The organism is Sinorhizobium fredii USDA 257 (assembly GCF_000265205.3).
Classification (GTDB): Bacteria; Pseudomonadota; Alphaproteobacteria; order Rhizobiales; family Rhizobiaceae; genus Sinorhizobium; species Sinorhizobium fredii_B.
The window spans coordinates 3622951-3636942 of the sequence record NC_018000.1 but is presented as its reverse complement, the minus strand read 5'-3'; the positions used below and the strand labels follow the sequence as shown (position 1 = coordinate 3636942).

14 protein-coding genes are annotated in these 13992 nt (G+C 63.1%); 6 read left to right on the top strand and 8 right to left on the bottom strand.

Features of this window, described 5'->3' with window-relative positions:
* Positions 1-108 precede the first annotated feature (108 nt).
* Together USDA257_RS16905 and USDA257_RS16900 are read left to right on the top strand one after the other, a co-directional pair.
* The gene (locus USDA257_RS16905) at positions 109-729 is read left to right on the top strand and encodes a cytochrome b (RefSeq protein ID WP_014764173.1); all 621 of its coding nucleotides are present in this window, start codon (positions 109-111) and stop codon (positions 727-729) included.
* Positions 730-732: 3 nt separating this feature from the next.
* Positions 733-1317, top strand: a complete 585-nt coding sequence (locus tag USDA257_RS16900) for a YceI family protein (protein ID WP_014764172.1) — start codon at positions 733-735, stop codon at positions 1315-1317.
* 6 nt (positions 1318-1323) lie between these two features.
* Here USDA257_RS16900 and USDA257_RS16895 read toward each other — a convergent pair whose 3' ends face one another.
* A complete protein-coding gene (locus USDA257_RS16895) occupies positions 1324-2646 on the bottom strand; it encodes an FAD-binding oxidoreductase (protein WP_014764171.1) in 1323 nt (440 codons plus the stop codon).
* A 29-nt stretch (positions 2647-2675) separates the two neighbouring features.
* On the bottom strand, positions 2676-3554 hold the full coding sequence (locus USDA257_RS16890) for a phospholipase (RefSeq protein ID WP_080605617.1): 879 nt from the start codon (positions 3552-3554) through the stop codon (positions 2676-2678).
* 239 nt (positions 3555-3793) lie between these two features.
* Between USDA257_RS16890 and parE the strand changes: the two genes are divergently transcribed.
* Complete coding sequence (parE, locus tag USDA257_RS16885; protein WP_041414316.1) at positions 3794-5857, top strand: DNA topoisomerase IV subunit B; 2064 nt, start codon at positions 3794-3796, stop codon at positions 5855-5857.
* A 15-nt stretch (positions 5858-5872) separates the two neighbouring features.
* On the opposite strand, the gene USDA257_RS16880 is transcribed toward parE, so the two are convergent.
* Entirely contained in the window at positions 5873-6343 is a 471-nt protein-coding gene (locus tag USDA257_RS16880; protein ID WP_014764167.1) for a GNAT family N-acetyltransferase, read from the bottom strand.
* 220 nt (positions 6344-6563) lie between these two features.
* Between USDA257_RS16880 and USDA257_RS16875 the strand changes: the two genes are divergently transcribed.
* On the top strand, positions 6564-6998 hold the full coding sequence (locus USDA257_RS16875; protein WP_014764166.1) for a hypothetical protein: 435 nt from the start codon (positions 6564-6566) through the stop codon (positions 6996-6998).
* An 8-nt stretch (positions 6999-7006) separates the two neighbouring features.
* Here USDA257_RS16875 and USDA257_RS16870 read toward each other — a convergent pair whose 3' ends face one another.
* Positions 7007-8128, bottom strand: coding sequence for a DUF2336 domain-containing protein (locus USDA257_RS16870; protein ID WP_014764165.1), 1122 nt, complete (start codon positions 8126-8128; stop codon positions 7007-7009).
* Between the two features lie 72 nt (positions 8129-8200).
* On the opposite strand from USDA257_RS16870, the gene USDA257_RS16865 reads away from it, so the two are divergent.
* Positions 8201-8911, top strand: coding sequence for an aldolase/citrate lyase family protein (locus USDA257_RS16865; RefSeq protein WP_014764164.1), 711 nt, complete (start codon positions 8201-8203; stop codon positions 8909-8911).
* A gap of 3 nt (positions 8912-8914) precedes the next feature.
* Here the strand turns inward: USDA257_RS16865 and USDA257_RS16860 are convergent, their stop codons facing one another.
* On the bottom strand, positions 8915-9517 hold the full coding sequence (locus tag USDA257_RS16860) for a flavin reductase family protein (RefSeq protein ID WP_014764163.1): 603 nt from the start codon (positions 9515-9517) through the stop codon (positions 8915-8917).
* Complete coding sequence (locus USDA257_RS16855; protein ID WP_014764162.1) at positions 9517-10101, bottom strand: nitroreductase family protein; 585 nt, start codon at positions 10099-10101, stop codon at positions 9517-9519. The genes USDA257_RS16860 and USDA257_RS16855 overlap by 1 nt, the downstream gene beginning before the upstream one ends.
* A 100-nt stretch (positions 10102-10201) precedes the next feature.
* Between USDA257_RS16855 and USDA257_RS16850 the strand changes: the two genes are divergently transcribed.
* Entirely contained in the window at positions 10202-11203 is a 1002-nt protein-coding gene (locus tag USDA257_RS16850) for a hypothetical protein (RefSeq protein ID WP_041414314.1), read from the top strand.
* Positions 11204-11336: 133 nt separating this feature from the next.
* Here USDA257_RS16850 and thrS read toward each other — a convergent pair whose 3' ends face one another.
* Complete coding sequence (gene thrS, locus USDA257_RS16845) at positions 11337-13322, bottom strand: threonine--tRNA ligase (protein WP_014764160.1); 1986 nt, start codon at positions 13320-13322, stop codon at positions 11337-11339.
* Between the two features lie 118 nt (positions 13323-13440).
* Entirely contained in the window at positions 13441-13980 is a 540-nt protein-coding gene (locus tag USDA257_RS16840) for a DUF1697 domain-containing protein (protein ID WP_014764159.1), read from the bottom strand.
* Positions 13981-13992 lie beyond the last annotated feature (12 nt).

Genomic DNA, 13992 nt, shown 5'->3' with positions numbered 1-13992 from the left:
CGGGGCGAATTTGGACAGCAACGTTCCGAATAAAACCGCGGCTTCGAGCGTCTCACGTCAGCGGAAACAGCCCACCGGCACTCCCAGGCGAGTTGGTTAAGTCGTCCAATGCTGCGCAATAGCGAGAGTGGTTTTGGAACGGTAACGATCGTCCTGCACTGGACGATCGCGCTGCTCATCCTCGGCCTGATGCTGATCGGTTTCGTCATGCGGCGCACCGAGATCGATCCGGCGCTGCAGTTCTCGCTCTATCAGTGGCACAAGTCGTTCGGCTTCACCGCGTTGGGGCTCGCGCTCCTGAGAACAATCTGGTGGCTGGCGGAACGAACCCCGCCGCCGGTCCCAGGACTCCGCCCGCTTGAACATGCCGCAGCGCGCGAAACGCACAGGATGCTGATCATCCTCGGCCTTCTGACGCCGCTGGCCGGCTGGGCTGTCGCCTCCGCCTCGACATTGAACATCCCGAGCTTCTACTTCGACATCCTCGTCATTCCGCACCTGCCGCTGCCGCAATCGGAGAGCTCGGAAGCTTTTTGGGCCTTCGCCCACGCACTGCTTGCCTATGTCATGCTCGCTCTGGTGGCCATCCACGCTGCGGCGGCGCTCTACCACCAGTTCGTCCGAGGCGACGCGGTATTGATCCGCATGCTGCGCTCCGGCTTACGGTCGAGTAATGCGGGCGCAGCCGATGGTCGAGAAACCCATGAAGCCGTTGCTGGAAGGAAATGATCCATGATCGCTCCACGCAACCTTGCACTGAAGGCGACCTTCGCACTGATCACTGTCGCTCTGCCGGCTCGCGCGCAGGCCCCGTCCCTTGCGGACGCGGCTGGCAGCTACAGCATCACCAGTTCCTCGCGCATCCAGTTCACTGTCGGGCAGACGGGCGGCGGCGGCATCGCCGGCAACTTTGCGAAGTTTTCAGGCAGATTCCGGATAGACGGCGGCAATGTCGGGCGGTCGTCGGTCGAGTTCACGCTCTATCCGGAGAGTGTCAGGGCGAGAGAGCGCCGCATCGAGAATTTTTTGCGGTCCAGCGCCGTCTTCGACACAGCCAACTATCAGACGGTGACCTTCCGCTCCACCAGCGTGACACAGACCGGACCAGATAGGGCGACCGTCGAGGGTACGCTGACGGCGCGCGGCAAGACGCGGAAGGAACGCTTCGCCGTCACCCTGACCGACTGGGACAAACGCTCGATCTCCTTCACCATCCGCGGCAGCATCCGCCGTGCGCCCTATGGCATGGACGTCGGCACACCCATTTATTCCAACGTCGTCGAGTTCGACATGGACATACGGGGACTGAGGCGTTGACCGTTCTCAGTTGTTGAGTGCGAGCGCGGTGCGTCTCCAGAAATCCGAGGCCATTGCCGGATCGCGCAATGCTTCGAGCTTTCGCCACGACGGAAAAGAGGCCTCGAAGGCTGTGGGACTCATGCGAAAATCCTTGCTCGGGTTCACCGCGCCGCCGACCTCGATGACAATACGGTCGAGCGCGTCGAGCAATCTGACGGTCGCTTCGCCCTGATTGGCGAAGTCCATGGTAAGGGAAAAGCCCGGCCGGGGGAAGGAGAGAAGCCCTCGACCTGCCGCGTCTCCGAAACGGTGCAGAGCGGTCAGGAAGGATGCGTGGCCGTGCCTGCGCGCGGTCTCCAAGAGGCGGATCGTGGTCTGCTTCGCATTCTCGGCCGGATAGACGCTCTGGTGCTGACAAGGCCCTTGGCGCCCGTAAAGCCGGTGCCAGGCACCGAGCCGGTCGATCGCATGGAAGTAGGACGTCCATGTCTCTGTCGAAACCGTTTCCCCCGGCCTTTCCCGGCGAAAGCGGAATCCGTTAAGCGCCTTCAGCATCACGGAATTCAACGGGTTGAACGGTGGAGACAAGGGAAACGCGACCTTCGGTCCCTTGGGTATGTCCGGATATTCGCAAGATGCGTCGGCGTGGTCGGCAGCCCAGAGCACACCCCTGCCCGCCCGGCGACCGGTCGCAAGCTGATCGATCCAGGCGACGGAATATTCGTGCTCCTCACCAACGCGATCGATGAGGGTGAAATAATCGGCGAAATTTTCGAAGCGGATCGCGTGCTGCTGGACGTGCGGCGACGGAACTTTCATCAGCCGCAGCTCGACGTCGAGGATCAGCCCCGTCAGTCCCATTCCGCCGATCGTGGCAGTGAAGAGCTCGGCGTTTTCCTCGGCGGAGCAGGTCAGGCGTTCGCCGTCCGAACGTAGCAGCGTCAGCCGCCGGACGTGATTGCCGAAAGAGCCCCGGGCATGATGGTTCCTGCCGTGGATGTCGTTGGCGACGGCGCCACCGGCCGTGACGAGACCCGTTCCCGGCGTCACGGGCAGGAAGAAGCGATGCGGTATCGCTTTGACGAGAATGTCGCCGAGTGTAGCGCCGGCCTCGCAGGTGATCACCCCGGTTCCCGGGTCGAAGGCCAGTATGCGGCCATGCTTGGCGCTGTCGATCAGCGTGCCGCGATCATTGTGGCAGACGTCGCCGTAGCTAAGGCCATTGCCAAAGGGCAGGTACGCCATCGGCGCGACGGTGCCCAGCCGATCCTCATAGTCGTCGGGCGAGATCGCGCCGCGGGGCCGCTTCTCCGTCCGCCACCAATGTTCGAATTTGTCGATGCTCATTCCAGGGTTCCAACGACGACCGCGAGAGCTCAACGCTCGAGAATCCAGTTCAGCGCATCCCGCCAGTCGGTCATGCGCACCGGCGTGCCGTGCGAACCGGTTTCGAACAACACGAAGCGAGCGGGATAGTCCTTGTTCCTCAGGGAGCGATAGAGCGCAACCTGTGCCTCGGCGGGATAGACGCTGTCATTGCTGCCATGACTGAAGAAGACCGGCAGCCTTGCCTTGTAAGCGGCACTCTCTTCAAACGCCGGGTCGGCGACGCCGCCCATCACCATCATGCCGCCGAGCATCGCCGCTGCCTGTTGGTCGCGCGAGATACCCCAACAGATGAAACTGCCCATGGACGCGCAGGACAGCACCACCGGCCGGCCGCCGGACCGCTCGGCGGCAGAACGAATCAGCGCGGCAACGTCCGCCACGCCCGCCGCATCGAAGGAGCGCACGCTCGGCGCATAGTAAGTGCCGCCATTGCCGACCGCCAGATTCTTCAGCCGGTTGAAATTGCCGCCGAAGGAGAAGTCGTTGGCACCGAGGCGCCGGTCACCGCCGCGCCCATGGATGAAGATGACCGTAAACGCGGCGCCGCGATCCGGACCAACGCGCGTGACGTCGAGAGAACGACCGCCGAGATCCAGCGTCTCGTCCGCCTGCGAACTCTTCACGCCAAGCGACACATAGGACCGCTTGACGCGTCGCTCCGGAATCTGATCGCGCCCGTTGATATCCCTGAGTTCCTGATAATCGACGACACGGAAACCGCCGCCATCCTCCTCCCGCAGAACTCCGGGGTAGCCGAACAACGCATCCTTGTAAGGCCGTAACGGCTCGGCTTCGGCGGAAGCGGTAATGCCTGGAAAAAGCACCGCGGCAAGCAGGCACCCGACAGAGAAAACAATCGTGGACATAGACACCCAAGGGCTCCCTGGTTCGGCCCATGCCTTGCCACTCGCACCTCCGCTACGCAACACTGAAGCCGCAATTCACCGCGTTATCGGCTTCGAGCATACGAAAATTCGCCTTTTGTTCGCGCTTTCCCCAAGACTCTGGCAGAATCTCGATGATTCGCCCGGCAAGGGATAGCGACGGCGCCGCGGTCTTGCTATGCCCTTGCCGACACAGACGACAGGAATGATCTAACCAACCCATGGACGACAGCAGCGATCTCTTTTCCGCCATGCCTTTGCAGCCGAAGCCGGCCGATACCGCCGCGCCGCGCAAGCCGGCCGCGCCTGCCGCCGGCAACGATGCATCGCGGCCGGCGCCCCGCAACAGCGACGGCAGCGACTACGACGCGTCCGCGATCGAGGTCCTCGAGGGGCTGGAACCGGTGCGTCGCCGGCCGGGCATGTATATCGGCGGAACGGACGAGAAGGCGCTGCACCATCTCTTTGCCGAGGTGATCGACAACTCGATGGACGAGGCCGTCGCCGGCCACGCGAACTTCATCGAAGTGAACCTCGACGCCGACGGCTTCCTGACGGTGACCGACAACGGCCGCGGCATTCCGGTTGAAAATCACCCGAAGTTCCCCAATAAATCGAGCCTCGAAGTGGTGATGACGATCCTGCATGCCGGCGGCAAGTTCGACGGCAAGGCGTACGAGACCTCGGGCGGTCTGCATGGCGTCGGCGTCTCCGTCGTCAACGCGCTGTCGGACTCGCTCGAGGTCGAGGTGGCGCGAAACCGCAAACTCTACCGCCAGCGCTTCTCCCGCGGCATTCCGCAGGGTGAACTTGAAGAACTCGGCGAGGTGCACAATCGCCGTGGTACGAGGGTCCGCTTCCATCCGGACCCGCAAATCTTCGGTCCGCATGCCCGCTTCGAGCCGGCGCGGCTCTTCCGCATGGCCCGCTCCAAGGCCTATCTCTTCGGCGGTGTCGAAATCCGCTGGTCCTGCGATCCGGCATTGCTGCTGGAAGGTTCGGAGACTCCCGACAAGGCCGTGTTCCATTTCCCCGGCGGCCTCAAGGACTACCTAGCCGCGACGCTCGGCAAGGAATTCACCGTCACCCGCGAGATCTTCTCCGGCAAATCGGAAAAGGCCGGCGGCCACGGCTCGCTCGAATGGGCGGTCACCTGGTATGGCGGCGATCAGCAGATCCACTCCTATTGCAACACGATCCCTACGCCGGAAGGCGGCACGCACGAGGCCGGACTGCGCATCGCGCTGACCAAGGGCCTGAAGAACTACGCGGAGCTCACCCAGAACAAGCGGGCCGCAATCGTGACCACCGACGACGTGATGATCTCGGCGGCAGGCATGCTCTCGGTCTTCATTCGCGAACCGGAATTCGTCGGCCAGACGAAAGACAAGCTGGCGACGGTCGAGGCGCAGCGCATCGTCGAAAACGCGCTTCGAGACCCCTTCGACCATTACCTCGCCGACAATCCGGCCGAAGCCGCAAAACTTCTCGACTGGGTCGTCGAGCGCGCCGAAGAGCGCGTCCGCCGGCGCAAGGAAAAGGAAGTCAACCGCAAGACTGCGGTGCGCAAACTGCGCCTGCCAGGCAAGCTGGCCGACTGTGCGCAGAACACGGCGGAAGGCGCGGAGCTTTTCATCGTCGAGGGCGATTCGGCAGGCGGCTCGGCCAAGCAGGCGCGCAACCGCGCCAATCAGGCGATCCTGCCCCTGCGAGGCAAGATCCTGAACGTCGCCAGCGCCGGCCGCGAGAAGCTCGGCGCCAACCAGCAGATCGCCGATCTCGTCCAGGCGCTCGGCTGCGGCACGCGGTCGAAGTACCGCGAGGAGGATCTCCGCTATGAGCGCGTCGTCATCATGACCGACGCGGACGTCGACGGCGCACATATCGCCTCACTGCTGATCACCTTCTTCTATCAGGAGATGCCGGAACTCATTCGCGGCGGCCACCTCTATCTCGCCGTGCCGCCGCTTTACCGGTTGAGCCAAGGATCAAAGACGCTTTATGCCCGCGACGACGCGCATCGCGAAGAGCTGATGCGCACCGAGTTCAACGGCCGCGGCAAGGTCGAGATCGGTCGGTTCAAGGGTCTCGGCGAGATGCTGCCCGCTCAGCTCAAGGAAACGACCATGGATCCGGCCAACCGGACCCTGCTCAAGGTGGAGATCGACGACGTCGATTTCGAGGGCACGCGCGAAGCCGTCGACAACCTGATGGGAACGAAGGCCGATGCCCGGTTCCGCTTCATCCAGGAGCGCGCCGTCTTTGCGGACAATCTGGATATCTGACAGGCTGTAACGCGCTTAGACGGTCTGCCCGAGCGCCTTCTCCATGAACAGACTCAGCGGATCGGGCAGATAGCCGCCGAAGGGCGGACGCTCGACATAACCGGACGATCTGTAAAGACCGATCGCTTCCGGCTGGTAAATGCCGGTTTCGAGGCGGATCGCGGTCAGGCCCAACCCTTCCGCCTTGGCTTCCAGCGCAGCAAGAAGCTGTTTGCCGACTTTCAGTCCCCTCGCCTGCGGATCGACGAACATCCGCTTGATCTCCGCCGTCCCGTCGCCGGCGTCCACCAGCGCGCAGCAGCCGACGATCTCGCCGTTCCCTCGCGCGACGAAGAAGGACACTCCGGGCCGCTCCAGAGTCGAGAGATCGACCATATGGTTGCTCTCAGCCGGATAAAGCGATGCCGCATAGGCGTCTGAGAGTTCGAGCAGGCGGAGGATGGCCGGCTGGCGCGGCGGTTCCTCGGCGATAGAGATTTCGGTCATTCCATGCCTCGACGCAAATCATGTCGTTAGAGAGATCAACGGGAGGAAAACTAACTTCGATGACGAACGGTGCCAATACGTCAAACGGCGCAGGAGAGTTGCAATCAATCCGAGTGACGGGTCGAAACAATTTGTTTCACGATGCGAAACTTTGCCCTACTTCGGAAACAATCGAAGCTCCATAACATAGGGGCAACAGTCTTCTGAACGGACCCAAGACATGAAAGCCGCCCTGATCGTCATGACCATTCTCGGTTGCGATGACAATGTCACGAAATGCCACTACATCTCGACCGTGAACGGCACCTGGCCGTCGATCGCCCTGTGCGACACGGAATCGCAAAAGGAACCGCCGAAGTTCTCCAACAAGAACTACCCGGTGGTCGTCGCCGTTTGCGAAACGTCCGGGACCGGCATGGTGGCGTCCGCCGAACCTGCGCCGGCTCCCAAGATCGCGCCGGAGCCCAACACACCGGCGCCGCAAGCGGCAACGCCCCCGGCAATGCACGAGGAAAAGCCGGGCCTGCCGAAGCGAGCTCTGGCATGGCTCGGCGGCGCGGTGCCGGACCGCCAGAAATTGCAAGCGATCGTCAGTGCCCCGGTGCATTACATGGAAGACGGCTATTCCTGGGTGGCGCGCCGGTTCGGCAACTGAGTTGCCGATCAGGCTGCCTGGCGCGAGGCAATGAGGGCATAGTTCCGCGCGACTTGCCGTTGTTCGGCAAAGCCCAGTCGTTCCACCAATTCGGCGACGGAGGCCGACGTCGAGGAAGGCCTCCGGCGAAGGCGTTCGAGGAGAGCGGCGAGCGACGCGGGCGCGCCCTCGCCCGCCTGAGCCTGCCAATACAGGACAGCTTCTGCGAATGCTTCGCTGACATCGCGCGCGAGGCCGGCACTCTCAAAGAGAGCGCGAATCGAGTGGAGGCGGCCCCCGGACAGGATCGAGCGCACGCGCTTCTCCGACAGGCCCGAAAGATCGACGATCGCCAGGATAAAGAATTCCGTCGCACCGCTGCAAAGCGCGCTCATCAGGAAGGCGGGAGTCAAGCGTCCGGTCTCGCGCAAATGGGCGACCATCCGGGACAAGTCGTTCGGCGAGCCGGCTGCCGTCATGGCCAAGGCGGTTGCATCGCATGCCTCTCTCATGACGCGCGCCACGCGAGCCGAGCCGATCACCGCCTGGACGAGCCCGGAAGCCGAGAGCGCCGCACCGATCTTTTCGGCAAGCGCATGCCGCGCGTCGCTCGGCAGGTCGGCGCGCGCCAGCAGCCGGTCACGCACCGCCGCAGCATGCCCGAGGCGGCAGGCGATCCTCCTGAGTGAACCCTGCAAGAGCAAGGCGCCGGTGTTTTCGAGGAGAATGGAGACTTCCTCCTCGTCGCCGATCTCGGCGATCGCAGCGGCGACGGAGCAAGAAACAGTGCCCCGCGCCGCGATCAGCGCACGCGTCTCGGCCGTGCCGCGCGCTGCGAGGTCGACGAGATCCGCATCGGTAAGCACCGGCGAACGGGCGATTGCCGCGAAAGCGATTTCGGGCTGGTCCTCTGCGAGCGCCCTGACGATCGCTCGCGGCGCCGTCGGACTATCGGCCAGGGCTTCGCTGAGCGCAAGGCGGACCTTTGGCGAGGGATCGTCCAGCAGGAAGGTCATCGCCATTTCGGCGGCATGCCGATCAAGGCCGTTCATCTCGGCCTGGGCATAGGCTCGGCCCAGCGCACTGGCGGCGCGCGCGCGATCGCCGGTTCTCGCCGTTTCGACCCAGCGAAGAAATGCTTGTATGATCACCTATGCCCCACTAGACACCCATCAGCCCCAATGTCCGAATATTAGCGGTCAAAGGTTTAAGATTGGTTCACCATGTCCGTTAACCGCGCGCAAACTATGAAGCCTCTTCTGTATCTTGCAGCAGGCGAGCAGCTTCCGGCGGCGATGATGCTGGAGGCCGTTCAAGGGATCGTTGTCGATGCGACGACGCCTCAAACGCGGTCAAGCCTGCGATGGCCCGGCAAGAAAGCAGCCTGCCTCGTTCTCGCGCGGATCGGGCCGGCCGAAACAATCGATGAAGACGGCCTCTTAGCGCTCCTCACCGAGATGGACGGCGTCGTGCTGACAGCGTGCCGGGGACCGGCCGATATCCAGAAGCTCGACGTAATGCTGAAAGTCGCCGAGGCGGCCGCAGGCATCTGCCAGGGCCGAACGGCCTTGCTGGCGGAATATGCCACGGTTGCCGAAAGCGTGCTCTCGCCGCACTCGATGGCAGGCGTTTCCCCGCGCCTTTCCGCATTGCTATTCGACGCCTCGGCCCTCGCGGAAGCCTGCGGTTGCCACCGCGTCACCGGGACGGGCGATGTGCCGGCCGTCGTCCGCGCCGGTCGCGCCGCGGCGGTGCTCCGGGCGCGCGAGGCCGGCATCGCGGCTTACGATATGCTGCCCGCCGATGCCGTCGACGAAGCAGCGGTGCTACGGATTTGGACCAACAGCCTCGAGAACGGCTTCTCGGCCGTGGCCACCCGCTCGCCAGAGCAGATCGATCTTCTCGCCGCAGCAGGGGCGCTGCCCAAATCCTAGAGCCTAGCGAACCGGCCGCACCATCTGGAAGACATCGCCGCCATCGCAGTAATCCATATAGCCGAGGCGGGCGAGCGGCTTGACGGTCGTCACGTCGAAGCGTCCGTCGCGTATGGCCTCGTCGCGGATATGGATGCCGACAACCGCGCCAATGACCACATAGGCGTCGGCGATCACTCCATCGAGGCCCTTCGGCCGGAACAGCTCCGTCATCCGGCATTCGAGCGCGGCGAAGGCCTCGCCGACGAAAGGCGCCTTGACGAGCGTTCCCTCGACCGGCGTCAGTCCGGCGATCTCGAACTCGCTCTCGCCGTGCGGCGCCGCCACCGAGCTCGTGTTGACGGCCTCGCTCAAGTTGCGGCTGGCGAAGCTTGCGGTGAACTCACCGGTCGCCTCGATGTTACGCACGGAATCCTTGTAGCCGCTCGATGAAAACATCACGAGCTTCGGCCGGTCGCTGATCGCATTGAAGAAGGAATAGGGCGCGAGGTTCAACGAACCGTCCGTGGCGCGCGTGCCGATCCAGCCGATCGGCCTCGGCGACACGATCGCCTTGAACGGATCGTGCGGCAAGCCGTGCCGATTGGTAGCCGTTTCGTAGAACATCAGGCGTCTTCCCCGACCCAGGTGACGATCTCGGCCAGTTCCGGCCGCGGGCGCTCGGTCGGCGGCACCATGGCCGTGCCGATGTGAATGAAGCCGGCAATCCTTTCGCCGGGCGCCACGCCCAGCAGCGGATAAGCTTTTTCGTCGAAGGCGTACCATTCGGTCAGCCAGTTGGAAGCATAGCCGAGCGCGTTTGCTGCCATCAACAGATTGAGGCACACGGCACCGGCCGACATCATCTGCTCCCATTCGGGAATCTTGAAATGCGGTGCAGCCCTGCTGACGACCGCGACGACGACGGGGGCACGCGTCAGCCGCGTTTCCTCCACCTTGATCAGTTCCTCGGAGAGATCCGGCTTGGCGGCAAGTGCCATCTTCTTCAACTCGCCGCTGATCCGCGCCCTCTCCTCGCCGCGATAGACGATGAAGCGCCAGGGCGCCAGTTTTCCATGGTCCGGCACGCGGGAGGCGAGCCGCAGCATCTCCTCTACCTCGGCCTTGCCGGGTCCCGGCGGCCCCATCTGGAAGGCCGGAATCGACCTGCGGGAAGTGAGATAGTCAACGAGCTTAATTTCGGTTTTCATATCGAGCGAATTCCACTACCTTGCCGCCGGATCGACAGCCACGAAAATGCCATACCGGCGTCTCAAGTGGAGTCACGCAGTCAGGAAGTCAACTGTACTCATGCGCATCCGCACTCGTATTTTGCTGAGAGCCGCCTTGGCGATTACGCTCGCCGGTTCCGGTGCGCAGCGAGCCGCGGCGGAAGACGCGACCGACGCCTTCGAGAGCTTTCCGTCGATCTCCGGCAGTCGAAAGATGCCGAAACTCACGAGCTTCAATCCACTCGTCAGCGACCCTACACAGAATGGCGAACTGAAGGATGTGAAGCTCGAAGCGCTGCTGACCACGAAGGGCCAGCCGGTGGAGTCGGGCCTGACCTGGCGCGTCTTCAGTCCCATTCCCGGCGGTGACGGCAAGCTTCCGCTGCTGGCTACCTCCGAAGGCGGCTCCACGGCCTTCAATCTCGTGCCCGGCGAATATTTCGTCAATGTCGCCTTCGGTCGCGCGGCAGCTACCCGCAAGATTCGTGTGCCCGATCAAGGCGAGCTGGACAAACAGGTTCTGGTGCTGGACGCCGGCGGGGTCATGCTGAACGCCGTCTCCGGCAGCGACGTGCGCATTCCACCGGCCGAACTCAGCTTTTCGATCTTCTCATCCGATGTGAAGGAAGATGGCGAGCGCGCCCTGATCGTCGCCGACGTGAAGCCCAGCACGGTGGTCCGGCTCGGCGCCGGCACTTATCACGTCGTCTCCGACTACGGCTCCGTCAATGCGGTGATCCGCGCCGACATCCAGGTGGAAGCCGGCAAGCTGACCGAAGCAACGATCCAACATCGCGCCGCGAAGCTCACACTGAAGCTCGTCTCGGAACCCGGCGGCGAGGCGATCGCCGATACCGCCTGGTCGATCCTGACCTCCTCGGGCGACGTCGTCAGCGAAAGCGTCGGGGCCTTTCCGACGCTCGTCCTCGCGGAAGGCAGCTACACGGCCGTGGCACGCAACAAGGACAAGATCTACCAGCGCGACTTTGCCGTGAAGGCAGGCGTCAACACGGATGTGGAAGTATTGCTCAACGGCAATGATGCGCTCGACGAGACCGCGAACGCCCACGCTCAGGACTGACTGGATTGCGGTTAGCTTGACGCAGCGTCAGGCAATCACCGTGGGGAAGGCCGTTGATTTCTAGCGGGCCTGATGACGCACGTCCGATCTGTCGCGCGCCATCACACTTCAGAAGCTCGAACGACCCGGAGCCTCAGGCAGCCCTGACGCTCCGTTCCGCCTTGCGTTTGAGATCCGGCGCCATCGCTTCGCTCGACAGCGTAGCGACCGCCTCCTCCAGCGTCATCGCCGTTTGCGCCTGCGAGCCGAGCCGACGGATATTGACCGAACGCTCCTCCGCCTCGCGCTTGCCGCAGACGACGATCACCGGAACCTTCGTCACCGAATGCTCGCGGACTTTGTAGTTGATCTTCTCGTTGCGGAAGTCGGTTTCGACGGTAAGCCCGGCCTCACGCAGACGCGCCGCGACCTCGCGGCCGTAATCGTCCGCGTCCGAGGTGATCGTTGCGACCACCACCTGCAGAGGCGAGATCCACAGCGGCATATGGCCGGCATAGTTTTCCAGCAGAATGCCTAGGAAACGCTCCATCGAACCGCAGATGGCGCGATGGATCATCACCGGCTGGCGTTTCTCGGAATCCTTGTCGATGTAGAAGGCCCCGAACCGTTCCGGCAGGTTGAAATCGACCTGAGTCGTTCCGCACTGCCATTCGCGGCCGATCGCATCCCTCAGCGTGTATTCGAACTTGGGCCCATAGAAGGCGCCCTCGCCCGGCAGGATGCCGGTCTTGATGCGGCCCTCGGATTGCGCCTCGATGGTGTTCAGCACATCCGTCATCACCGCTTCGGCGCGATCCCAGAGCGCGTCGGAGCCGACCCGCTTGTCCGGCCGCGTCGAAAGCTTGACGACGATTTCCTTGAAACCGAAGTCATCGTAGACGGAGAGGATCAGATCGTTGATCTTCAGGCATTCGGCGGCCATCTGCTCGTCAGTGCAGAAGATGTGCGCGTCATCCTGCGTGAAGCCCCGCACACGCATCAGACCATGAAGCGCGCCGGACGGCTCATAGCGGTGCACTGCTCCGAATTCGGCCATCCGCACAGGCAGTTCCCGGTAAGACTTCAGACCATGCTTGAAGATCTGGATGTGTCCGGGGCAGTTCATCGGCTTCAGCGCGAAGACCCGGTCGTCATCCGTCTCGTCGCCGGCAACCGTCACCTTGAACATGTTGTCGCGGTACCAGCCCCAGTGACCGGAGGTCTCCCAGAGCGACTTGTCGAGGACCTGGGGTGCGTTGACCTCCTGATAGTCGACTTCGAGCCTGCGCCGCATATAGGCGACGAGGCTCTGGAATATGCGCCAGCCCTTGCCATGCCAGAAGACGACGCCCGGACCTTCTTCCTGGAAATGGAAGAGGTCCATCTCACGGCCGAGACGGCGATGGTCGCGCTTCTCCGCTTCGGCGAGCACGTGCAGATATTGATCGAGCTCCTCCTGCGTATGCCAGGCAGTGCCGTAGATGCGGGTCAGCATCGGATTGTTGCTGTCGCCGCGCCAATAGGCGCCAGCCACCTTCATCAGCTTGAAAGCCGTGCCGATCTGGCCCGTCGAGGCCATGTGCGGCCCACGGCAGAGGTCGAACCAATCGCCCTGGTAGTAGATCTTCAGGTCCTGGCCTTCGGGAATCGCATCGACGAGCTCGACCTTGTAGCTCTCGCCCTTGGCGGCAAAGACCTCCTTCGCCTTGTCGCGCGACCAGATCTCCTTGGTGAAGGGCTGGTTGCGCGCGATGATCTCCTTCATCTTCTTCTCAATGACGGGCAGGTCATCGGGCGTGAAGGGCTCGTTCTTGGCGAAGTCGTAGTAGAAGCCATTGTCGATGACGGGACCGATTGTCACCTGCGTTCCCGGCCACAATTCCTGCACGGCTTCGGCCATCACATGGGCCGCGTCGTGGCGGATAAGCTCCAGCGCGCGCTTGTCTTCGCGCGTGACGATCTCGATCTTGCCGCCGGCTACCGGATCGGAAAGGTCGCGCAGCTCGCCGTCGAGAGCGATTGCCACAGCCTTCTTGGCCAGCGACTTCGAGATCGACTCGGCCACATAGCGGCCGGTCGTGCCGGCGGCGAACTCGCGGACGGAGCCATCAGGGAATGTAAGGGAAACGAAATGCGACATCATGATCTCCTATCCAGTCCCGCCAACGAATGCGGGTGGTATGGTTGCCGACCGGGCCGGTGAATTGACGCGGGCCTGATAAAGGTTTTTGGCTGACGAGTAAAGGCGCGCCGGCCTCTCAACCGCCAAGCATTGCGCGTAAACCCTTGACCGTGTTCCAGTTGCGCCACGTCCCGATGCCCAGCCGTTTCGTCGTCACAGCGCCGAGCAGTTTAGACTCGCTCGCCTTGCCGCCGAAATCCGCCCAGAGATCGCCGCCGACGATCGCGACGCGTTCGCCTCTCGAACAGTAGCTCCGGAGTCCATCGAGCACGTCCGGCGCAAGCGGCGAACGCATTACGCGAATGTGAACGCTGGTCGGGTCCTCCTCGCCTGTTGCCAGAAACGGATTGTCGGCGGCGAGTTTCAGCCAGCCGTCGGCGGAGCGGACAATGATGTCCACATGCCGGCCGAACGTCTCCAAAAATGCCTCCTCGAGCGACGATTCAATGTCTGCAAGCGGCTGTACCGGCGCCTCGAAGATAAGATTGCCGGTGGCGACAAGGGTACGCGGAGAGCGATAGCCGAGCCGCTCCGCCATCTGGCGAAGATCCGCCATTACGACACGCCGGCCCTCCCCCAATATGATGCTATAGAGCAGCGCGACGTAGCTCTTCATTCCCCCTCCGAA